25 protein-coding genes and 2 tRNA genes are annotated in these 22,050 nt (G+C 30.2%); 18 read left to right on the top strand and 9 right to left on the bottom strand.

The window, feature by feature from the left end:
* Window positions 1-155: 155 nt before the first annotated feature.
* The 13 genes from secY (at window position 156) to GOQ20_RS00290 (ending at window position 7,994) form a co-directional block, all read left to right on the top strand.
* On the top strand, window positions 156-1,574 hold the full coding sequence (secY, locus tag GOQ20_RS00350; RefSeq protein WP_167844948.1) for a preprotein translocase subunit SecY: 1,419 nt from the start codon (window positions 156-158) through the stop codon (window positions 1,572-1,574).
* Window positions 1,568-2,224 (top strand): adenylate kinase family protein, encoded by a 657-nt coding sequence (locus GOQ20_RS00345; protein WP_167844947.1) that lies wholly within the window; start codon window positions 1,568-1,570, stop codon window positions 2,222-2,224. The genes secY and GOQ20_RS00345 overlap by 7 nt, the downstream gene beginning before the upstream one ends.
* Window positions 2,225-2,275: 51 nt before the next feature.
* Window positions 2,276-3,025 carry a type I methionyl aminopeptidase gene (gene map / locus GOQ20_RS00340; RefSeq protein WP_167844946.1) on the top strand — a complete coding sequence of 250 codons (750 nt, stop codon included), beginning with the start codon at window positions 2,276-2,278 and terminating at the stop codon, window positions 3,023-3,025.
* Window positions 3,026-3,027: 2 nt separating this feature from the next.
* Complete coding sequence (infA, locus tag GOQ20_RS00335; protein WP_129620220.1) at window positions 3,028-3,243, top strand: translation initiation factor IF-1; 216 nt, start codon at window positions 3,028-3,030, stop codon at window positions 3,241-3,243.
* Between the two features lie 11 nt (window positions 3,244-3,254).
* Complete coding sequence (rpmJ, locus tag GOQ20_RS00330) at window positions 3,255-3,368, top strand: 50S ribosomal protein L36 (protein WP_129620659.1); 114 nt, start codon at window positions 3,255-3,257, stop codon at window positions 3,366-3,368.
* A 12-nt stretch (window positions 3,369-3,380) separates the two neighbouring features.
* On the top strand, window positions 3,381-3,749 hold the full coding sequence (rpsM, locus tag GOQ20_RS00325; protein ID WP_167844945.1) for a 30S ribosomal protein S13: 369 nt from the start codon (window positions 3,381-3,383) through the stop codon (window positions 3,747-3,749).
* A gap of 2 nt (window positions 3,750-3,751) precedes the next feature.
* Complete coding sequence (rpsK, locus tag GOQ20_RS00320) at window positions 3,752-4,141, top strand: 30S ribosomal protein S11 (protein ID WP_129620218.1); 390 nt, start codon at window positions 3,752-3,754, stop codon at window positions 4,139-4,141.
* A 23-nt stretch (window positions 4,142-4,164) separates the two neighbouring features.
* Window positions 4,165-5,175 (top strand): DNA-directed RNA polymerase subunit alpha, encoded by a 1,011-nt coding sequence (locus GOQ20_RS00315; protein ID WP_167844944.1) that lies wholly within the window; start codon window positions 4,165-4,167, stop codon window positions 5,173-5,175.
* A 4-nt stretch (window positions 5,176-5,179) separates the two neighbouring features.
* Window positions 5,180-5,539 carry a 50S ribosomal protein L17 gene (gene rplQ, locus GOQ20_RS00310; RefSeq protein WP_129620216.1) on the top strand — a complete coding sequence of 120 codons (360 nt, stop codon included), beginning with the start codon at window positions 5,180-5,182 and terminating at the stop codon, window positions 5,537-5,539.
* Window positions 5,540-5,674: 135 nt separating this feature from the next.
* Window positions 5,675-6,751 (top strand): peptide chain release factor 1, encoded by a 1,077-nt coding sequence (prfA, locus tag GOQ20_RS00305; protein WP_167844943.1) that lies wholly within the window; start codon window positions 5,675-5,677, stop codon window positions 6,749-6,751.
* 1 nt (window position 6,752) lies between these two features.
* Window positions 6,753-7,472, top strand: coding sequence for a peptide chain release factor N(5)-glutamine methyltransferase (gene prmC, locus GOQ20_RS00300; RefSeq protein ID WP_167844942.1), 720 nt, complete (start codon window positions 6,753-6,755; stop codon window positions 7,470-7,472).
* Window positions 7,473-7,482: 10 nt separating this feature from the next.
* Window positions 7,483-7,556, top strand: a tRNA-Trp gene (locus GOQ20_RS00295).
* A gap of 135 nt (window positions 7,557-7,691) precedes the next feature.
* Window positions 7,692-7,994, top strand: a complete 303-nt coding sequence (locus tag GOQ20_RS00290) for a thioredoxin family protein (protein WP_167844941.1) — start codon at window positions 7,692-7,694, stop codon at window positions 7,992-7,994.
* A gap of 213 nt (window positions 7,995-8,207) precedes the next feature.
* On the opposite strand, the gene GOQ20_RS00285 is transcribed toward GOQ20_RS00290, so the two are convergent.
* The 7 genes from GOQ20_RS00285 to GOQ20_RS00255 form a co-directional block, all read right to left on the bottom strand.
* A tRNA-Thr gene (locus tag GOQ20_RS00285) sits at window positions 8,208-8,283 on the bottom strand.
* Window positions 8,284-8,328: 45 nt separating this feature from the next.
* Window positions 8,329-9,060 (bottom strand): class I SAM-dependent methyltransferase, encoded by a 732-nt coding sequence (locus GOQ20_RS00280; protein WP_167844940.1) that lies wholly within the window; start codon window positions 9,058-9,060, stop codon window positions 8,329-8,331.
* Between the two features lie 65 nt (window positions 9,061-9,125).
* The gene (gene dnaJ, locus GOQ20_RS00275) at window positions 9,126-10,247 is read right to left on the bottom strand and encodes a molecular chaperone DnaJ (RefSeq protein ID WP_167844939.1); all 1,122 of its coding nucleotides are present in this window, start codon (window positions 10,245-10,247) and stop codon (window positions 9,126-9,128) included.
* A 52-nt stretch (window positions 10,248-10,299) separates the two neighbouring features.
* Window positions 10,300-11,157 carry a ribosome biogenesis GTPase YlqF gene (gene ylqF / locus GOQ20_RS00270; RefSeq protein WP_167844938.1) on the bottom strand — a complete coding sequence of 286 codons (858 nt, stop codon included), beginning with the start codon at window positions 11,155-11,157 and terminating at the stop codon, window positions 10,300-10,302.
* On the bottom strand, window positions 11,144-11,425 hold the full coding sequence (locus GOQ20_RS00265) for a DivIVA domain-containing protein (protein WP_167844937.1): 282 nt from the start codon (window positions 11,423-11,425) through the stop codon (window positions 11,144-11,146). The genes ylqF and GOQ20_RS00265 overlap by 14 nt, the downstream gene beginning before the upstream one ends.
* A 2-nt stretch (window positions 11,426-11,427) precedes the next feature.
* Complete coding sequence (locus GOQ20_RS00260) at window positions 11,428-12,153, bottom strand: TrmH family RNA methyltransferase (protein ID WP_167844936.1); 726 nt, start codon at window positions 12,151-12,153, stop codon at window positions 11,428-11,430.
* Window positions 12,131-12,673 (bottom strand): tRNA (cytidine(34)-2'-O)-methyltransferase, encoded by a 543-nt coding sequence (locus tag GOQ20_RS00255; RefSeq protein ID WP_167844935.1) that lies wholly within the window; start codon window positions 12,671-12,673, stop codon window positions 12,131-12,133. The genes GOQ20_RS00260 and GOQ20_RS00255 overlap by 23 nt, the downstream gene beginning before the upstream one ends.
* A gap of 121 nt (window positions 12,674-12,794) precedes the next feature.
* Here GOQ20_RS00255 and rpsP point away from each other — a divergent pair, with 121 nt between their 5' ends.
* Genes rpsP through rplS form a run of 3 tightly spaced genes read left to right on the top strand, consistent with a single transcriptional unit; the run spans window position 12,795 to window position 14,073 of the window.
* Window positions 12,795-13,043, top strand: a complete 249-nt coding sequence (gene rpsP, locus GOQ20_RS00250; protein ID WP_129620197.1) for a 30S ribosomal protein S16 — start codon at window positions 12,795-12,797, stop codon at window positions 13,041-13,043.
* Window positions 13,044-13,049: 6 nt separating this feature from the next.
* The gene (trmD, locus tag GOQ20_RS00245; RefSeq protein WP_167844934.1) at window positions 13,050-13,733 is read left to right on the top strand and encodes a tRNA (guanosine(37)-N1)-methyltransferase TrmD; all 684 of its coding nucleotides are present in this window, start codon (window positions 13,050-13,052) and stop codon (window positions 13,731-13,733) included.
* Window positions 13,723-14,073: a 50S ribosomal protein L19 gene (rplS, locus tag GOQ20_RS00240; RefSeq protein ID WP_129620195.1), complete on the top strand. Its 351-nt coding sequence runs from the start codon at window positions 13,723-13,725 to the stop codon at window positions 14,071-14,073. Before trmD ends, rplS begins: the two co-directional genes overlap by 11 nt.
* 51 nt (window positions 14,074-14,124) lie before the next feature.
* On the opposite strand, the gene ligA is transcribed toward rplS, so the two are convergent.
* Window positions 14,125-16,098: an NAD-dependent DNA ligase LigA gene (gene ligA / locus GOQ20_RS00235; RefSeq protein WP_187468894.1), complete on the bottom strand. Its 1,974-nt coding sequence runs from the start codon at window positions 16,096-16,098 to the stop codon at window positions 14,125-14,127.
* A gap of 313 nt (window positions 16,099-16,411) precedes the next feature.
* Here ligA and GOQ20_RS00230 point away from each other — a divergent pair, with 313 nt between their 5' ends.
* On the top strand, window positions 16,412-19,555 hold the full coding sequence (locus tag GOQ20_RS00230; protein ID WP_167844932.1) for a GA module-containing protein: 3,144 nt from the start codon (window positions 16,412-16,414) through the stop codon (window positions 19,553-19,555).
* 86 nt (window positions 19,556-19,641) lie between these two features.
* A complete protein-coding gene (locus tag GOQ20_RS00225) occupies window positions 19,642-20,784 on the top strand; it encodes a trigger factor-related chaperone (RefSeq protein WP_167844931.1) in 1,143 nt (380 codons plus the stop codon).
* A 24-nt stretch (window positions 20,785-20,808) separates the two neighbouring features.
* Here the strand turns inward: GOQ20_RS00225 and ychF are convergent, their stop codons facing one another.
* Entirely contained in the window at window positions 20,809-21,909 is a 1,101-nt protein-coding gene (gene ychF / locus GOQ20_RS00220; protein ID WP_167844930.1) for a redox-regulated ATPase YchF, read from the bottom strand.
* Window positions 21,910-22,050: the final 141 nt, after the last annotated feature.

Below are 22,050 nucleotides of genomic sequence, written 5' to 3'. Positions count from 1 at the left end.
GTTATAGGTGTCCAGCATCATTCAAAAGTTGTTTTCAGAGGAATAAAAAAATGTCTTTCCCCAGCCCTTAAAAAATAAACTTTTTTATATATAATATAAAAGTAATTTATACATTTTAACAAATATTAATTTAAATAATTAAAGAAAGGGAGATTGTGCTACAAAACTTATCCTTTGCAATTTCTCGGCTTATTTATAAAGCAAGAAATAAGTGGGTAGATTTTTGAAGTACTAAAGATATCGCTAAAAAGATTTTTTATACACTCTTTTTATTGATTTTCTACATCATTGGTACAACAATTACTGCTCCGTATATCAAACTCAACACTGGTGAAAGTCTTGAGTCTAACTCGTTTTTAAACACATTAAACTTAGTAGGTGGTGGAGGGCTTAGTCAGTTTTCGATTTTTGCATTAGGAATTAGTCCATTCATTAATGCATCACTTATTATGATGGTTCTTCAATCAAGAATTTGTCCACCAATTTACAAACTAAGTCAAAGCGGGCCACAAGGAAGAAGAAAAATTAACATCATTACTCGTTTTATAACAGTGTTAATTGCTTATCCACAGGCTATCTTCTTAACTAAATCACTTTCAGCTGGTAAAAACCCTTTTATAACTTTTTATGCTCATAGTAATTTTAGTGAAGGAGTTTTAGTTTATTTCTTAGTTCCAATGATTTTAGTATCAGCATCTTTATTTGCTCTTTTTATCTCTGAGCAAATTACTAACAAAGGAATTGGTAATGGAACCAGTTTAATTATCTTTACAGGGATTGCAATGAGACTTCCAAACCAATTCAAGAGTGCATTTAACATCTTTATTGGTGATTTATCTAAAGGTGGAGATGTTATTGGGATTGTCTATTTTATTTTCTATTTATTTGTTTATTTTGCAACAATTATGATTATTGCTATAGTTTATAGCTCTGAGCGTCATATTCCAATCCAACAAATTGGAGCAGGTAGAAGTAAAAGCATTAAAGAGATGGGGAAAATGCCAATTAAGCTTAATCCTGCTGGAATTATGCCTGTAATTTTCGCGATGATGGTGCTTTCATTTCCAACTATGATTGCGAATATCCTGCCTGATGATAATGCATCAAAACAATGAATTAATTTGAATTTACAATTCACCCAACCAATTGGTTTTTCACTTTTATTAATTATTACTTTTGTTTTCTCACTCATTATGGGGATTCAACAATCTCGGGTAGATAAAGTAGCTGAAGATTTTGCAAAAAATTCAACCTTTATTCCTGGGGTACGTCCTGGAGAAGAAACTCAAGATTATTTAATTGCAATTGTATTTAGATTAAGTATTTTCTCAGGAATTTATCTTGTAATTTTAGCTAGCATGCAGTTTGTGCAAATTATGACTGGAACTCTTCAGCCAAGCATTGCCTTTGGTGGAACTGGACTTATGATTCTTGTGTCAGTTGCGCTTGAAACCATTTCACAATTACAAGCTAGAAAGAAAACTACTAAACTTGCCAAAGCAAAACGTAATACTATCTCATCTATTTACTCAAAATCTAAAAAATATAAGAAAAATGAAGGTCTTTTATGATAAAAACAAATGTTATTTTTATGGGGCAACCTGGTGTTGGTAAAGGAACAGTTGCTGCTATTATTGCTGAAAAAAGCAATTTAAAACACGTATCAACAGGAAGTATTTTTAGAGAGCAAATTGCTAATAAAACTGAACTTGGTAAAAAAGTTGAATCAATTGTTACTTCAGGTGGTTATGTGCCTGATGATATTACTAACGCTATTGTTAAAGAAGCTGCTTTAAAACTTAATAGCGAAGGTAAATACTTTATTTTAGATGGATATCCAAGAACCATTGCTCAAGCTGAATTTCTTTCATCAATTAACGGATTAGACTTTGTGGTAGTTGAATTAACTGTTGATAAAGAAGTTATTTTAGAGCGTCTTGGTGGAAGAAGAAGCTGCCCAAGCTGCCAAACTGGATACCATGTTAAATTCAAACCAAGTGGTGATAATGTAACTTGTGATAACTGTGGAACTGAGCTTATTACAAGAAAAGATGATGCTCCAGAAGCTATTATCAAAAGATTAGATATTTACAATAGTCAAACTCAGCCACTTATTGATTATTACAAAGCTAAAGGTACAATGCATACTTTTGACGCTTCAGAATCTCCAGAAAAAGTTGCTGAAAAAGTTCTTAATTTACTTGAAAAAAATGGTAAAATTTAAACTACTTTATGATATAAAGAGGCATTCTAAAGTGGTTTAGTAAGGAATGATATGAAGAATTTAGTTAAAAAACCTCATGAAATTCAAAAAATCACTAAAGCATGTCAAATCTTGGCGGAAGTAAAACAAATTGTTTATGACTTTGTAAGTCCAGGGGTTTCTTTAAAAGAGATTGATCAATTAGCTTTTAAAGAAATAGTTAAGCGAGGAGCCAAACCTGCCTTCCTTGGTTTATACGGTTTTCCCGCAACAGCTTGCATATCTGTTAATGATGAATTGATCCATGGAATTCCTTCTGATTATGTAGTCAAAGAAGGTGATCTTATTAGTGTAGATCTTGGCTGCATTTGAGATGGATACAATAGCGATAGCGCTTTCACTAAAGGGGTTGGAAAAATTGACCCTAGTGACCAAAAATTAATTGACGTAGCTAAAGGAGCTTTCCAAGCTGGAATAGCCGCAATTAAAAAAGGTGCACGTGTTGGCGATATTTCACACGCTATTGGACAATATATTAAAAAACACAATTTATATACTCCTGATGAGTTTTGTGGACATGGAATTGGTAAAAGCCTTCATGAAGATCCAAATGTTCATAATGATGGTAAAAAAGGGACTGGTCCGATTTTAAAAGACGGAATGGTTATATGCATAGAACCAATGATTACTCAAACTCAAAAAATAAGAATTTTAGATGATGGTTGAACTGTTGTTAGTGATGATGGTTCAAATACATCACATTACGAACATACTGTGCTAATTAAAGACGGTAAGGGAGTAGTTCTTACGAAAGGAATTTAATTTTGGCAAAAGATGCTATCAAATTAAGAGCCGTTGTAAAAGAAGCTTATTCAACTGATCTTTATTCAGTTGAACTTGAAAACGGTGCAATTATTAAAGCTCACATTTCAGGTAAAATGAGAGTAAATCACATAAGAATATTACCTGGTGATGAAGTTGATGTAGAAATAAGTCCTTATGATTTAACACAAGGACGTATTACATATCGTCACAAATAAAAAGGAGAATGATGAAAGTTAGAGCTAGTGTTAAAGCTATGTGTAAAGATTGTAAAATCATTAAACGTAAAGGAATTATCCGTGTAATTTGTGTTCAACCAAAACACAAACAAAGACAAGGATAGAAAGAGGAAATAATGGCTAGAATTTTAAACGTTGAAATTCCTAATGATAAACGTGTTGTTATTTCATTAACATACATTTATGGTATTGGAAAAACAAGAGCAGCTGAAATTTGTGCAAAAGCAAATATCGATGTGAATGCTCGTGTTAAAAATCTTTCAGAAGAAGAATTATCAAGAATCCGTGAAGCAGCTAAAGCATATACAACAGAAGGTGACTTACGTAGAGAAACAAGTTTAAACATCAAACGTTTAATGGAAATTAAATGCTACCGTGGAATTAGACACCGTAAAGGATTACCTGTACGTGGACAATCTACTCAAAAGAATGCTCGTACACGTAAAGGTCCTAGAAAAACAGTTGCTGGAAAGAAAGGTAAATAATTATGGCACGTAAAAGTAAGAAAAAAAATGTGACAACTGGTGTTGCACACATTCACTCAACAAACCAAAATACAATTGTTACTTTCACAGATGAACAAGGTAATGTAATTGCTTGAAGTTCAGCTGGAGCAATCGGTTACAAAGGGACTAAAAAGAAAACTCCATATGCTGCAGGACTTGCTGCACAAGCTGCAACAGAAGCTGCTAAAGAACACGGAATGAAATCTGTAAGAGTTGAACTTAAAGGACTTGGATCAGGAAAAGATGCTGCTAGAAAACAAATCGAAGTTTCAGGGATCACAGTTACTGAAATTAAAGACGTTACACCTACACCACACAATGGAACAAGACCTCCAAAACGTGTTCTTAAACGTGAACGTATGAAAAAATAATTTGTAACGAAAGAAGGTAAACAATGGAAAAAATGAGAAAACTTGATTATCTTGAGATTCCAAGTATCAAAGAAACTAATGATTATGAAACAACATTTTCACTCAAAAATTTAGAAAGAGGTTTTGGTAATACACTTGGTGTAGCATTAAGAAGAGTTCTTCTTTCAAGTGTTACTTCACTTGCACCTTTTGCAGTTAGAATTGAAGGTGTTGAACACGAATTTGGTGTTATTAAAGATGTTAAAGAAGATATTCCACAAATTTTAATGAACTTAAGAAACGTTCGTTTCAATTACAATCCAGAAATTATTCAAGAAGATGAATTTGTTAAAGTTGTGCTTAATACAGAAGATTTTACAGGAACAACAATTACTTCTAGACAATTAGAAGCTGTTGATAACCCAACTGTGGAAGTAACTGATCATTCTATCCACATTGCTGAAGTATCTTCACCTGAAGCATTAAAACTTGAAATTTTCCTTCGTAGTGGACGTGGATACGTTTCATTTGAAGAAAACAAAAAATTCATTGACAAACACATAACAGAATTAAATTCACACATCAAAAAAGGTCAATTTATTGCTGTTGATTCTAATTTCTCACCAATTAAAAAAGTGAAATATGAAGTAAGTGAACTTAACTCATCTTCACCTAAAATTGAAGAAGCGCTTGATTTTACAATCACAACTGATGGAACAATCAAAGCTAAAGATGCTCTTAAAGAAGCATGCGAAATTTTAATTGCTCACTTTAAAGTTATTGGTGCTGTGGAAAACATGAACATCGAATTATTCAAAGAAGAAGAAAAACCAAAAGAAGATGATAAAGATGATGATATTAACATCAATCAATTAAATCTTTCAGTACGTTCACTTAATGCTTTAAAACGTATTGGTAAAACAAAACTTAGTGAAGTTGCTCAACTTACATATGAACAACTTGAAGCAACCAAAAACCTTGGTAAAAAATCATTAGATGAAATTGTTGAAAAACTTAATGAATACGGTTACAAATTAAGAGAAGAAGGAGAATAGTAATATGGCTAATCCAAAACAAATATATTCACGTGATACAAAATGAAGAAAAGGTGTAATGCGTTCACTTGTAAGTGAACTTTATGTTAATGGAAGAATTACAACAACATTAACAAGAGCTAAAGAAGTTAGAAGACACGCAGAAAGAATGATCCAAAAAGCTAAAAATCCTACATTACAAAATGTACGTATGATTGCAAGTTTTGTTCGTCCAATCAAAAAAGATAACCAACCAGTTTTATCATATTTAGTTAAAGAAATCGCACCTAAATACAAAGATCGTAATGGTGGATACACAAGAATTATCAAATTACCTAAACGTTTAGGTGACAACACACGTATGGCTATTATCGAATTAGTTTAATCATTTTCACATCGCTTTAATAATTGAAACTTATAAACTCTAAGTGCCTTGCATTTAGGGTTTTTTCTTACTTTTAAAGCGCTTTAGGCATTAAATTGACCCGCTAATTGTTGAATATGTTAAAATATATTAACTATGGAAAATACAATGTATAAATCATTAATGCAAATTAAAGAAAAACATCAAGAATTAGAACAATCTCTAGCTAACCCAGAGATTATTTCAGATATTAAAAAATACACTAAACTTTCAAAAGAAATTAATTCAATAGCTGATATTGTAGAAGCATTTAACCAATATTTACAAGCTGAAGCAAATCTGCAAAATGCTAAAGAAATGCTTTCAATGGACGATGAAGAAATGGTTGCTCTAGCTAAAATGGAAATTTCAGAAGCTGAATCATCAATGAAAAAACTTCACGAAGAGCTTAAAATTTTAATTCTCCCTAAAGATGAAAATGATGCTCGGGACGTTATTATTGAAATTAGAGGTGCAGCTGGAGGAGATGAAGCAAATATTTTTGCTGGTGATCTTTACCGTATGTACACTAAATGATGTGCTCAAAACGGGCTTAAAGCTACCATTCTTTCTTCTCAAGATGCCGATGGCGGAGGTTTTTCATTAATTAGTTTTTCAGTGCAAGGTGATAAACCTTATTCTAAATTAAAATTTGAAAGCGGTGTGCATAGAGTGCAAAGAATTCCAGTAACAGAAACTAAAGGAAGAGTGCATACTTCCACAGCAACTGTTACAGTTATGCCTGAAATTGATGATGATATTGAAGTTGAAATTAAATCTGAAGATATTAGAATTGATGTTTTCCGTTCAAGTGGTAATGGTGGTCAATCAGTTAACACTACCGATTCAGCTGTGCGTATTACCCACTTCCCAAGTGGAATTGTAGTTTCTTGTCAAGATGGTAAAAACCAAATTCAAAACAAAGAAACAGCAATGCGTATGCTTAAATCTAAACTTTATGATATTGAACTTCAAAAGAAACTCGAAGAAGAATCTGGATACCGTAAGCTTGCTGGATCAGGGGCTAGAAGCGAAAAAATCAGAACTTACAACTATCCACAAGATAGAGTTACTGACCACAGAATTAGTTATTCAACTAGCCTTTCACCAGTTATGGAAGGGAAATTAAACTCAATTATTGAAGCTCTTTTAACTGAAGAGCAAAACGAAAAAATCAAAGAAGCAGGTATTTAATTTGCCTACTAAAGAAGATCTTTTACTTGAGAAAAAAAGATATGGACTTTCGCAAGAAGTATCCAGTGAAGAATTAAAGATGCTTAGCGAAAATACTCCAGTTCAAAAAATCATCGGATATGTTGATTATTTAGATGTAAAAATTGATTTATCAAAAAAAGTGTTAATTCCTAGATATGAAACCATTGAGTTAGTGTTATGAGCTAATGAGATTATTAAAAAAAATAATTATCAAAGAGTTTTAGATTTATGCACCGGAAGTGGTTTTATTGCTTTAGCAATTAAAAAAGCCAATCTAAGCATAAATGTATCTGCTTCTGATATTGATTTAGAAGCAATCGAGCAAACTAAAATCAATGCAGATAAAAATGACCTTAAAATTAGCATAATTGCATCAGATTTATTCAATAGCTTACAAGGTAATAAATTTGATTTAATTGTCTCTAATCCGCCGTATTTGGCCTCTTATGAGCATTTAGACCAGTCAGTTCTAAAACATGAACCGCTTCATGCTCTTTTTGCTAGTGATGAAGGTTTATACTTTTATAAGCAAATTCTAGAGCAAGCTCCAAATTATTTAAATCCAAATGGAACACTTTTATTTGAAATTAACCCACTTCATTTAGCTTTTTGAGAATCACTTGAAAAAGCTAAGTATGATGTAGAAATTAAGAAAGATTTATTTGGGATGTACCGAATGGTGAAAATTCAGTTCAAATAATTCTTTTTACGGGGGTTTGGTATAATGGCATTACAGTAGTCTCCAAAACTTTTGATAAGGGTTCGATTCCTTTAACCCCCGCCAAATTTATATGAGTAGCGATGCTACTTTTTTTATTGTAAATATCAAAAAGTTAATTTTTTACTTATTTTTGCACAAAAAATTAACTTTTTGATATTTTAATATATAATTATTATATAAATTAAAAAGGAGATACCTATGTTAATTCATTCAACATACGAAAATATTAAAGATAAACTTGATAAAGGGTTAAAAATTGTAGTGTTTCACGCTAAATGATGTGGTGCATGTAGAATGCTTGCTCCAATTCTTGAACAAGTAGCAGAAGATGGGGAAACAATCATCAAAATTGATGTCGATGAAGATAGAGCTTTTGCTGCTGCAAATAATGTATCTTCTATTCCTTACATTTTAATTTACAAAGATGGCGTTATTGTGGATAAATTATTAGGATATAGACCATACGAGCAACTTAAAGAAGAAATTGCAAAACACAAATAATTAGTTATAGCTGCACCTTGCAGCTTTTTATAAACAAAAACCAGTAAGATGTTAAACTAGGACATGAAATATGCATATAACCATATTTATGTCCTAGTTTTTAATATTATTATTTTAGTTCCTTTAATTGCATATGTAATAGATATAATTACCAAGTATAAAAATAAAAATAGCAACATAAAATTTGCTATTTTTAAGGACATAAAAATGAAATGGTGCCGACAACTGGACTTGAACCAGCGACCCCTTCCTTACCATGGAAGTGCTCTGCCTGCTGAGCTATGACGGCTTTTGCTAATATATTATAGCAAATAAATTTTAAACACATAACCCTTTAAGGTTTTTTAATTATGTAATAAACAGCATTATCCGAGAAGATTTTTGCTTCTTTAGTTTCGATGGCAAATTCATCTCTTTTAGAAGCAAAAATAGGTTTTGGAAGATTGATTTGCTCTAACATTTGAAAAATTTCTTCTTTTTCATAATGACAAAGTACACCTAATTTATTATCAATTTGATAAGAGATATCAGATTTTCTTTCATGCTCATTACTGAAGTTGTTTTTGATAAAGTTTTCACGGTTTATATCACCAGAAATTGTAGGAGCTGTAAAAACTAAATAACCACCACTTTTAAGTGCATTATATGCATTTAAAAGTGCTTTTTTCTTATTATTATGACCTGGAATAGTCATAAGCGAATTAAAGGTAAAAAAGCATAAATTATAATAAGAAGGTTTTAAGCATCCTTTTTCAGTTAAGTCTGCTTTAGTAAAAGAAATGTTTTTCAGATTCATTTTGTTAGCTAAATCTTTACCAATTTGAATTGATTTATCTGAAAGGTCATAGCAATCAATTTGGTAAGCAGGATATAGTTTATTTGCTCCAAATGCAAATCTACCAGGACCTGAACCTAAATCAGCTACAAGTGCTTTTTTAGGTAGTTGAAGCATCTTTAAGATTTTACTTTCAGCATCTAAAATTCCTACTGATGAAATGGCGCTAGTGTAATGGATTAATGATGAATCAGTATCATAAACTTGAATATATTTTTCTGTAAGTTTCATATTAGTATTAATTATATATAAGCCTTAAGTTAAGAGCAAAATAAAAATCAAGAATTAACTTGATCTTATTTTGCTTTGTTCACCTCTTTTACAAAGTTTTCATTAGTATCATCTTGAATAGTTTCTAATACTTCTGTAATTTTCTTTTTGTCTTTTTTCCCATAATCAGGAATGATAATTCTTAAGTTAAGTTTTAAATCACCACTTCCGTATTTGGTTTTAACTCCCTTGCCAGAGATTTTAACAACTTGTGAATCTAAATAAGATTTTTTAAGTTTAATTTGTTGATCTCCAAATGGGGTTGGGACAAGAATTGTTTTTTCTAATAAAATATCAGCAAATGATACTGGGAAATCTAAGTAAATATCGTGATTATGTCTTTTGTAAAATGGGTGTGGTTTAATGCGGATTTCGATGTATAAATCACCAGCTGGTCCACCATTTTGACCTGGATTTCCATAACCTGTAAGTTTTAACATTGTTCCATCTGTCACACCTTCAGAAATAGGAATTGTAACAGGTTTGATAACTTTAACGAAACAATTTCCTCTACATTTTTTACATGCTTTTTTAATAATTTTACCTTTTCCAGAACACTTAGAACAAGTTGTGTGCACTTTTTGTGCCCCGAAAATTCCACGTTGAATTTTTTCAACATATCCTGTACCATGACATTCGTTACATTGCTCAATGTCACTTGGAGTTTCAGCTCCAGTTCCATTACAGTCTGGACAAGTATCATATTTAGGGTATTCTTCTTTTTTAACTACCCCGTGAATTGCTTCTAAAAATGGTATTGTGATTGTAGTTTTGATATCATCACCACGTTTTGGAGCATTTGGATTATGGTTTCTTCTTGATGAAAAACCACCAAAGCCTGAGAAGATATTTTCGAAAATATCACTAAAATCTCCTGAGAACCCTTCAAATCCTTCAAAACCACCAAATCCACCAGCTTGTGCATTCATTCCATCGTGCCCATACTGGTCATACATTCTTCTTTTATCTGCATTAGATAAAACTTCGTAAGCTTCATTAATTTCTTGCATAATTTCAGTAGCTTTTGGATCATCTGTTTTATCAGGGTGATACTTCATAGCTAACTTACGGTATGCTTTTTTAATTTCAGCTTCAGTTGCAGTTTTACTAACACCTAAAACTTCATAATAATCTCTCTTATTTTTCATAGTAATATAATTTTAGCATAAATTTAGCAAAAAACTAATTAAATTGCTAAATTTAATCGTATGTAACTCCTTTTAATCCTTTTACTCAATTGATAAAGTTGATTTGTGCTTTTTGCAAATCAACTTTTCCTTTTTCTTTTAAAAATCCAAATTTTTCTGCATATTCGTGAAAAAGTCCATAAATTTGCACAGTATCTTCTGATGGTGTCATACCTAAATCAATAAGTTTTTCTGGGTAGTATTTTGAAACAAGTGCTCAAAGTTGAATTGCCACAAATTCAAGTGGGAAAATGTCATTTTTAATTGAACCAATTGCAAGAAGTTTGATCGCATTTTCTTGATCATCAAATTTAGGAAGCAAAATACCAGGGGTATCTAAAAATCAAAACTCGCCATCCATTACTCATTGCTTAACTCTGGTTACTCCGGGCATATCAGCTACTTTTAATCTTGATTTTGAAGAAACAAGGTTAATTAAGGTGCTTTTTCCGCAGTTAGGAATTCCAACCACAAATGATTTAAGCCTGCTTACAAGCATACCTTTAGCTTTATTTCTTGCAATTTTCTCTTTAAGAATTTGCTTAATTTTATTTAAAATGATTTTCTTAGAACTTTTCTGCCTAAGATCAAGTCAAAGCAAGTTTTCATTACCAAAACGCTTAGCGATTTGGTCTTTTTTACTTTTATCCATTAAGTCGCTTTTAGTAATAATAAAAAGTCGAGGTTTTTGTGGTTGAATTGCATCAAAATCTTCATTATATGAACTAATTGGACAACGAGCATCTAAAACAACAACAAAAAGATCAGCTAAATTAGCAGATTCTTTAATGTCTTTCATTGCTTTAGACATGTGCCCTGGGAATCATTGAATTAAATTATTAAATTCTTCATTTATTTTATTTTGATTCATTTTTATCCTTTATATTTGTATAACTTTTTAATCTTTTGTTTTCAAAATTAAGCATTTGCATTTGATTTTTGAGTTTATCATTTTCTTCTTTAAGCTCTTCATTTTTTTCAAGCAATTCTTCAAGATGAGAATCAAGAAGTTCCATTTTTTCTTTCAAACTTTCTAAAAATGACAAAACTTCATTTTTAGAAAGTCCATTAACTGATTTAGTAAAAGAAATTTCAGATAGTTGCTGTAAAGCTAATTCCAGTATTTCTTTTTCTTTCATATTTATCCATTCCTTACTTTATTAAGTACAATTGCAGCGCAGCAAGCAACATTTAAGCTTTCAAAACTAATTGGAACATAAACTTTAGTATCATTTTCAGATACTAAAGATGGATCAATTCCGTTTCCTTCATTTCCAAAAATAATTGCAAGTTTTTCACTTTCAAAACTGACATTATTTAAAGGAAGAGCGTTTTTATCCAAAAGAGTGTGGTAAATTTTGTATCCTTTTTCTCTTAAAAGGTTCATTGTTTGATTTGCGTTTTTAGTAGCTATTAGATTAACGCTAAAAAAAGCACCTTGTGAAGAACGTAAAACTTTATCATTGTAAAAATCTAAATTTTCAATAATTACTGAATCAAAATCAAAAGCTTTAGCTAGCCTAATAATTGTTCCTACATTTCCTGGATCTTGTAAGTTATTTAAAACAATGACTTTTTGTCCTAGTTTTTGCTCATGTTTAAATTTACAAAGAGCAAAGCAATTTTGTGGATTTTTGGAAGGAAGTACTGACTCGATAATTTCACGTGTTACTTTGGTAGAACCATCAAAAAGAAACTCTTTTGAATCAATGTTTTCAAAAATTTCAATAATTAAATTTGAATCTAAAGCCTCTTTAATTAAATGCTCACCTTCAATTACAAAATTAGAGCTTTCTTGACGAAACTTTTTATTTTGTAATTTTCGGATAAATTTAACTTTTGGATTAGTTTTGCTTGTTATTTCCATAGTTGATTAAAAAATCTTTTCCTTTTTCTACTTCGAATTTAGATAAGTCTTGAAAATCAAGTTGACGCATTACTTCAAAACCTAAAATTGATACGCAATTAGCTAAGTTAATTGAACGCATTGCTGAAACCATTGGAATTCTAAGACATCTTTCTAAATTATTAAAAAGAATATCCTTATCAATTCCGGTGGATTCGCGACCAAACATAAGTCAAATTTCTCCGTTTTGTTCATAAGTTTGTTTGTAATTTACATCAGTATAAGTTTTTTGTCCATATCTAGTAATGTAGTAAATGTGTTTATCATGATACTTTTTATAAAACTGTTCATAATTAGCATGCACTTCGTGCGGAATATCTGAAAGCATTCTTCCAGCACCAGCTCTTTTAAGATATTTTGGGTGTAAATCAAAACCAAGTGGTTTAATGATATGAAGTTTTGCCCCAAGAGCAAAACAAGTACGAATTATATTTCCTGTGTTAGGGCAAATTTCGGGTTGGTATAAAACTATATTTAACATGCTTAAATTATAAGAAGAAAAAATTATTTTTTTATTTAATTTTTTAAATTTTATGTATAAAATATTATTACATACATTAATTAGCTGTCAAGCACTTTCGCTTGACATCACGGAGGAACAAATGGTAAAAATTAGATTAAAAAGAATGGGGAGCAAATTTAGCCCAGTTTACAAAATTGTAGCTGCTGACGCTAGAGCTCCTCGTGATGGTAAATTTATTGAAGCACTTGGACACTACAACCCATTAAACGATGAAGTTGTATTAAACAAAGAACAAATTTTAAAATGATTATCACAAGGTGCACAACCTACAGCAACTGTTGCTAACTTATTCAAAGCTCACAAATTAACAAGCGAATTAAAAAAATAGTTAATTATGAAAATTAATTTCCTAACCCTTTTTCCAAAATATTTTGAACCTTTTATTAATGAAAGCATCATTAAAAAAGCTCAAGAAAAAAACCTTTTAGATTTTGAAGTTGTTGATTTTAGAGATTTTAGCAAAAGTAAACATCGTAAAGTTGATGATGAAATTTATGGTGGAGGTCATGGGTTGTTGCTTCAAGTAGAACCAATTGACCTTGCCTTAGATTCACTGAAAGATCGTGGGGGTTATAAAATTTTAGTAACACCTCAAGGTAAAACCTTTAATCAAGAAATTGCAAATGAACTTGCTAAACATGAGCAAATTACATTTATCTCTGGACGTTATGAAGGTTTTGATGAGAGAGTTGTGGAACTTTGTGATCTAGAATTATCAATTGGTGATTATGTTTTAACCGGTGGTGAACTTCCATCAATGGTTATGGCTGATTCAGTTGCTAGATTGGTTCCAGGAGTTATTCGTGAAGAATCACATGTATATGATTCTTTCCAAGGAAATGGGTTACTTGATTATCCTCAGTACACTAGACCAAGAGAATATAAAGGAATGAAAGTTCCTGAAGTTCTTTTTAGTGGAGATCATAAAAAAATTGAGGAATGAAAATCAAATGCACAATATCAGAAAACTTTAAAAAATAGACCTGATATTATTGAAAGGATTAAAAATGAGAAATAAATTAATTGAATTAGTTGAGCAATCACAATTACGTACAGATATCGTTCCATTCCAAACAGGAGATAACGTTCGTGTTCACGTACGTATCCGTGAAGGTGAAAAAGAACGTATCCAAGTTTTTGAAGGTCTTGCAATTGTTAACAAAGAATCAGGAACAAGACAAACTTTCACAGTTAGAAAAATTTCATATGGTGTTGGTGTTGAAAGAACATTCCCACTTAACTCACCATTAATTGCACACATCGAAGTTGTTCGTTCAAACAAAGTTCGTAGACAAAGATTATTCTTTATGCGTTCACGTCAAGGTAAAAGTGCTCGTCTTAAAGAAATCAAAAGATAATAAATACCATCTTTCTCAAATAATAAAAAGTAGCCCAGTTGCTACTTTTTATTATTTGATCATTTCATTAAAAGCGTCTTCATCAATAATTGTAACGCCACTTTCAAGAGCTTTATCTTTTTTACTTCCAGCATTTTCTCCAGCAAGAAGGAAAGAAGTTTTACTTGAAACACTTGAAGAAACTTTACCACCATTTTGAACAATTAAATCCTTAAAGTAATTACGATCTTTTGAAAGAGTTCCAGTAATTACAAAAGTTTTACCACTTAGTAAATTTCCGCTAGTAACTTTTTGATAATTTAAAATTTGATCTAGCTCAAGTATAATAGCTCTATTTTCATCTTTAGAAATAAACTCTTTTAATGAACTAACAATTTTATCTCCAATAGTATCGATTAAAGCAAGTGAATCTAAATTAAGCTCTAATAGTTCTTTAAAACTACCAACTTTTTGAGCAATAAGTTCAGCTACTTGAGAACCAATATGCTTGATTCCTAGGGCGAAAAGAGTTTTTGCAAATGAAACATTTTTAGAATTTTCAATGCTATCAAGAATATTGTTTACTTTTTTATCTTTATAAGTAGGTTGGCTTAAAAGCAAGTCTTTATGATTATGTAACTGATAAAAATCAGTTACTTTTTTAACAATTCCTAAATTGTAAAATAATTCAACGTTTGATTCACCAATTACTTGCATATTCATTGCATTCCGAGATACAAAGTGAATTAGTTTTTTTACTATTTTAGAAGGACAATCTTCATTAGTGCAAAACTGATCTACTAAATTATCTACGTGCACTAAAACTGAATTACAGCTAGGACAATTAGTAACTTTTGGAAAAACTGAATCTGTTTGCTTAGTTACTAATTCAATAACTTTTGGAATAATTTCACCAGATTTAATGATTTTTACAACATCACCAATGTTAATTTCCATATCCTTAATAAATTCATAATTATGCAAGGTTGCATTAGATACTGTAGTTTGATTTAAATTAACTGGTTCTAAATTAGCTACATAAGTGATTTTTCCAGTTCTACCAACAGTTGCAATTATGTCTTTAATTTCAGTATTAGCAGATTCACTTTCATATTTATAAGCAATTGCATACCGAGGAAACTTGGCAGTATAACCAAGTTTTTCATATAAGAAAAACTGATTAATTTTAATTACAAATCCATCACATTCATAATCTAAATCATTCTTGATTTTTTCAAAAGCTTCGATATTAGTGATAATTTCATCTAATGAGTTAGCAATTTTATGATAATCATTTAAAGGAAACTTATGTTTACTTAGAAACTCAAGAGCTTGCTCTTGAGTTGCAATGTTATGAAGCTCAGGCTCTACTAATTGATATAAAAAAGCATCTAGTTTTCTTTGTTTTACAATTTTTGCATCAAGCTGTCTTAAGGTTCCTGCAGCTGCATTTCTAGGATTGGCAAAAGTTTTTAAACCTTGCTCTTCTAAATTATTATTAATTTCTTGAAAGACACTTTTACTTAAATACACTTCACCACGAACTTCTAGTTCGTTTTTATAATCAATTTGCTTTGGAACAGATTTAATTTGATAGATGTTTTCAGTAACATCTTCACCAATTTTTCCATCTCCTCTAGTAACAGCTCTAATAAGCTGTCCATTTTGGTAAAAAAGAGCAATTGAAAGACCATCAATTTTAGGTTCAAGTGAATATGAAAGGTTTTGATTACCAGCTAGTTTTTGAGCATTTTCACAGAATTTTTCAATTTCTTCAAATGTATATGCTTTAGCTAGTGAAAGCATTGGCTTTTTGTGAGTATATTTTTGGAACTTATTTGAGGCAAATCCACCTATTTTTTGAGTAGGTGAATCTTCTAAAATAAGTTCTGGATATTTTTGTTCTAATTCTTCTAATTCTCTGAGTGCTTTATCATACGTTTGATCGCTAACTGTAGGGTTATCCAAATTATAATATTCATTATTTCATTTGTTAATTTCAGCTACTAATTTACTGATTTTTTCTTGGATTTTGTCTTTTTCTAAATTCATGCATTTATTATACTAACTTAAGGTATGGCAAAGTGATAAAAATAAATTTTTATTTATTTAAAAATCACAAAAATATAATAAAATTAACACATATAAAAAATAAAAAATTAAGATAAATGCAGACATAACTTTTGTTTTGTTTCGTCTTAATTAAATAAAATTAAGATATATCAACCTGTTAAGCCTATATTTTGTATAATTAAAGCAAGATTATAAAAATATACTCGCTAATAATATATGGAAAATATAATCTTAATAGTTAAAATAACAAAGCAAAATTATTTCAATTCTTATTAGGAGAAAAAATATGAAATTAAAAAATAAAGTATTAGTTGGTGCTAGCGTTGCAACAACATTAGTTGTTCCTGCAGCTTTAGTAGCAGCAAATTCAGAAGAAACAAAGTCAAAATCACTTGTTTCAGGATTTGCTGAAGGTGAAGCTCCTGCAGCAGAAACAAATAATGGTGGTGAAACACCAACAAGTCCAGAAGGAAACGGAGCAAATCCTGCTGACTCAAATTCTGATTCTTTCGCTGCAGCTCAGTCATTACAAGAATCTAAAAAAGATGCTATTAAATACATTAATAGTGTTACAGTTGTTTCTGATGAATTAAAACAATATGCTGTAACTAAAGTTCAAGAACAAACAACTCAAGAGAATGTTTGAAATGAACGTCAAAAATTCCAAATTTTAGTAAATAAAATTAATAATATATTATCTAAGGGATCAGCTGATAAAGGTACAGGATTATCTTCTACACAGAAATCAGTTTACAATAAACAATTAATTGAAGTATATAAAGCAGATAATCAAGATGATAAAGAAACAGCATATAATGCAATTATTGAAAAAGCTTCTCAAGCAAGTAGATTAATGAATGATATTGAAGATTTTAAAAATTCAACAACAGGAGTTAATTTAGGAAAAGCAAATTATCAATGATTATTAACTTACAATAAAAACGAAGATCCAGAAGGTGTAATTACAAATTCTGATGATTTCAATACATCTGTTGCTGCTTGAAATGCTTTAATTGATAAATTCAGCAACATTAAGTCAGACAACAATGAAGAAACAGCAAAAGCATCTTTAGACACTTTAAGTGAACTTAAAACATCTTTTGAAACTGCTGCTGCTGATTTAGATACAAAATTAGCTCAAGTAGAAACTGGATCAAGTGCAAGATTTAAATCTTTAGTAGATCAAGCAACTTCACTTTCTGATACAGTAAAACAAATTTATAAAGCTAATAATAATGCATTACTTCAAAGTTTAAAAAATAATTACTATAATTCAGTAAAAGCAACAAATGATGCTACAGCTCAATTAGTAACTGAATTAAAACAAAAAATCACAGAAAACGATGTTCAAAAAGAAGTTGTAGATTCAATAACATATAAAAACGCTGAAGGAACAAAAAAACAAACTTACGATGAACTTGTAAAACAAATTAAAGGTCTTTTAGAAGAAGATAAGTTAAACAACCCAGACAAAACAGCTGAAGAGTTATTAAAATTAAAAGAAGATCTTAAAGCTGCTAGAGAAGCTCTTAACGGAATAGGAAGATTAGAAGAAGTTCGTACAAGAGTAAAAAATGAAATTGATGGATTAGAATACTTATCAGCAGAAATCAAAAAACACTTTAAAGATCAAGTAGACTCAAAAGAACTTACTGAAGAGATTGAAGGAAGACTTAAAGAAGGAAGCGATGAAGAAAGAGAAGGTGGAATTTTACAAGAAGCTCAAGCCTTAAATACATCAGCTGAAAAACTTGTTGATCAAGTTAAAAAAGCTAAAGAAGTTGAACCAACAATCACATATAAATTAGCTACACAAGGATTGAAAGATGATTTTGATACTGATTTTACAGCGGGAAAAAATCTTTTAACTTATACACCTGCTAGTGAAGGAACACCTGAATCATATGTTTTAACATCTAAAGAAACACAAAAAACAGAAGTTGACACAAAAGCTGAAGAACTTAAAAATGCTATAGATGCTCTTGATGGTAGAACAATTTTAGATGCAGAAATTACAAAAAATAAAAACAAAATTGATTCATTAAAATATCTTTCAGAAAATGCAAAAACACAATACAAAAACAAAATTGATTCATTAGAATCACTTGTTGAACCAACAGAATTAATTAGTGCAATTGAAAAAGTTGCTGAAGTGGCAAGTGATGTAAACGATGCAACTGGTAAATTGGTTGAAGAACTGGATGATGATAAAACAAAATACGAAACAAATCCAAAATATACAGAAGCTGATGAAAACAAAAAACAAGCATTTGTTACAGCTATGAATAATGCTTTAGCTCTTTTAGAAGATGGTAAATTAAGAGAATGAGTTGAAACATTACCAGAAGGTGAAAATAAAACTGATATTTTAAATAAACTTGATGTTTCAGTTAAGAAAGATGAAGTTCACAGAACTTACGAAGAACTTAACGGTTTAACAAAACTTAAAGAAAAGAAAGCAGAAGCAACCGCAGCAATTGAGGGATTAAACTACTTACCACAAGAATACAAAACAGAAAAAACAAAAGAAATTAATGATGCAACAAGCATTGCTAAAGTTAATGAAATTAAAGATGCAGCAGTTGCTTTAAACAATTCAGTTAGAGAACTTGTTGAAGCTGTTACAGATGGTGAAGCGTACAAAGCAGATTCAAACTACACAGAAGCTACACCTGACAAGAAAAAAGCATTTGATGATGCTATTACAGAAGGTAAAGCATTATTAAACAACAATGTTCTTGCTAACAAAGATACAGCTAAAAGAGAAATTGAAACTGCAACTGCAAACATCAGAAAAACAAAAGAAGCTCTTGATGGATACAAAAAAGTTGCTTCAGATAAACTTCAAGCATACAAAGATGCTAAATTACTTGTTAACCTTTCACAAACTGTAATTGATGATTACAAAACAAAAATTAACAGCAAAAACAAAAAAGATGAAATTGAAGCTGTATTTAACGAAGCTATTGAATTAAACAAAGTAGCTGGTGAACACATTAGATTACTTACAGCTGCTACAACTTTAATGACAGAAAACCCTGACAGAATTAAAAACGCTACAGAAGAAAAAAGAAATGCGTTTGTTTCACTTGTGAATGAACAATTAAAATTATATTCACCTGTTAAATCAGAAAGTGAATCAAAAGCTGCAGGAAATACCGTTAGAACAATCGAATCTGAATTAGTAGATACAAACATCTCATTAAGTGCTTTAAAAGACAAATTTAACACACTTAGTTCAGCATTCAATTCAAACAACCTTAAAGCTACAGAAGCTGCTAAACCAGTTGTAAACAACAATGTTGAATCAAAATCAGATAACGATTGAAAAAAATGATTATGAATTCCAGTTGCTTTATTAGTAGTAGGAACAGTAATTATTGCTGCAGGATTACTTAGAGTTTACTCAAAGAAAAAATCATCTAAATAATTAAATAATTAATACGAAAATAGAACCACTTAGGTTCTATTTTTATTTCTAAATTGGTATAATGTAAATTACAATAAGGAGTAAAAATGAGACTTGAAAAAAAACATTTTACAGCAGAAAAAGAAACATGAATTAAAATCCAAAATGATGTATACAACAACCTTGTAGCGCAAAAAAAAGAAGTAAATCAAAAGATGATTTTAGATCATAGCATTGAATATGCTTCAAGAATATGAATTGATCAACAATGAACCTTGTTAAATAATCAAGCAAATGGCCAAAAGATTTACTTTAGACCAGTAATTAGCAACATTGTTGCTAATGTAGAAGAATTTAGTTATGATCTTTCTTGATATGTTATCGAGGATTTAAATTTCATCAAAATGGATTTAACACCTTCAGAACTTGAATATGATTTTGAAAATAATTTTAGCCAGGTAAGTGAAGAATTTATTAAGCACACTTTTAAAAACTATAGATTTAGAGTAGATAAGGACACTAACGTTTCAGTTGGAGATATTATTGAAGTAGAAATTACAAGCACTAAAACTAAACAATCAACTAAAACAATGCTTGAAGTAACTCCAAATAGTGAAAACCCAATTATAAGATGAGCTATTGGTAAAGACAAAGGTGCTGAAGATGTTTTAAAAGATAAACAAAATGATCTTAAAATTAAGATCCTAAACATAACTGAATTTGTAACTAAAGAATTAAATGAGGAGACTTTACCACTTTTACATAAATATGGTATTCATTCTCTTCAGGAAGCTAAAGAACAAATTTTAAATATCATTAGAACCGAGAATTTAAATGCTGTAATGTTTGCTTATGGTAAAAAGCTTCTTGATTTAATTATGCAAAAAAACAAAGATGTTTCTTTCCCTATGGAATTATTAGAGCTTGAAGCTTCTTCAAGCAGATATAATAATCTTAAAGATAACAAAGATGCACTTTATAAAAAAATCAATATTGATTTATGAAACTATTTCTGAGATATGTTTATTAGAATTAAATGTAATTTTGATATCTCTAAGCAAGAAGTTGAAGAAACAATTCAGTTCGCGCACCGTTTTTGAGCTAAGTTAGAAAACCAAAACAACTTAAATATTACTGCTATTCATAATGTTTTAATTTGTCAAAAATTAGGGCTTTTCTACCTTAAAAAAGTTGATCCTGCTTTTTATGAAAAGAACAAAAAACTATTTTATTTTGATAATTACAAATAAAAAAAGAAAGTGCAAACTTTCTTTTTATTTTCCAAATTTAAAGTGGCAAATATCACCATCTTTCATAATGTAAGTTTTACCTTCTGAACGCAATTTTCCAGCGTTTTTAGCTCCAAGCTCACCACCAAATTCAATATAGTCTGAATATGAAATCACATCAGCTTTAATGAATTTTTTCTCAAAGTCAGTATGAATAATTCCAGCACATTTAGGAGCAGCTCATCCTTTGTGAAAGACTCAAGCTCTCACTTCAATTTGCCCAGCAGTAAAGTAAGTTTCAAGTCCAAGCAGATCAAAAGCTTCTCTTGTTAAAATATCAAGTCCTGAAGTTTCAATTCCATATAAACCAAGAAGTTCTTGTTTTTCGTTTTCATCTTCAATGTTGATAAGTTCAGATTCAAGTTGGACGCAGATCGGAATTACTCTTTCATATTCTTTAAGTGAATTTTTTAATTGTAAGTAAAGAGGATCGTTTTGGTATGATGCAAATTGTTCATTACTTAAATTTGCTACATAAATAATTGGTTTAAAAGTTAATAAATGATATCCTTTAATGAATTTAGCTTCATTTTCATCAAGAACAACTTCACGAGCAGGGATTTCTTTTTCAAGCGCTTCTTTAATTTTTAAAGCAGCATTTTGCTCAGTAATTCCTTCTTTATCACCGCTTTTAGCTTTTTTTGCCACACGGTTTAAAACATTGTTAATTGTATCTAAATCAGCAAGAATAAGTTCATAGTTAATAACATCTTTATCTCTAACTGGATCCACTGAATTAGCAACGTGTAAGATATCTTTATTTTCAAAACATCTTACCACGTGAATAATAGCATCCACTTCACGAATATTAGCTAAGAATTTATTTCCAAGTCCTTCACCTTTTGAAGCTCCTTGAACTAAACCAGCAATATCAACAAAGTCAAAAGTTGCATAAATTATTTTTTGTGGATTAATGATTTTAGCAATTTCATCTAATCTTTTATCCATTAATGGAACTGATGAAATATTAGGTTCAATAGTTGTGAAAGCATAATTAGAAGATTCTGCTTCTTTTTTGGTAATAGCACTAAAAAGAGTGCTTTTACCAACGTTTGGAAGACCAACAATACCAGCTTTTAATGACATTTTTATTCTCCTTTTCTGAGTTTAAAAGTTATTAAATTATAACTTATTCGCTCAAGTATTTTACTTCTTTTACTCTTAGAAAGTCAAAAATTTAATATAATTTATAAACAATAACATATTTATAATATGTTATGTTTATAT

The sequence above is a fragment of the Mycoplasmopsis gallinacea genome (genome assembly GCF_012220205.1).
Classification (GTDB): domain Bacteria; phylum Bacillota_I; class Bacilli_A; order Mycoplasmatales; family Metamycoplasmataceae; genus Mycoplasmopsis; species Mycoplasmopsis gallinacea_A.
Note: the sequence above shows the minus strand (reverse complement) of the source record. Positions and strands in the feature narration are given on the sequence as shown.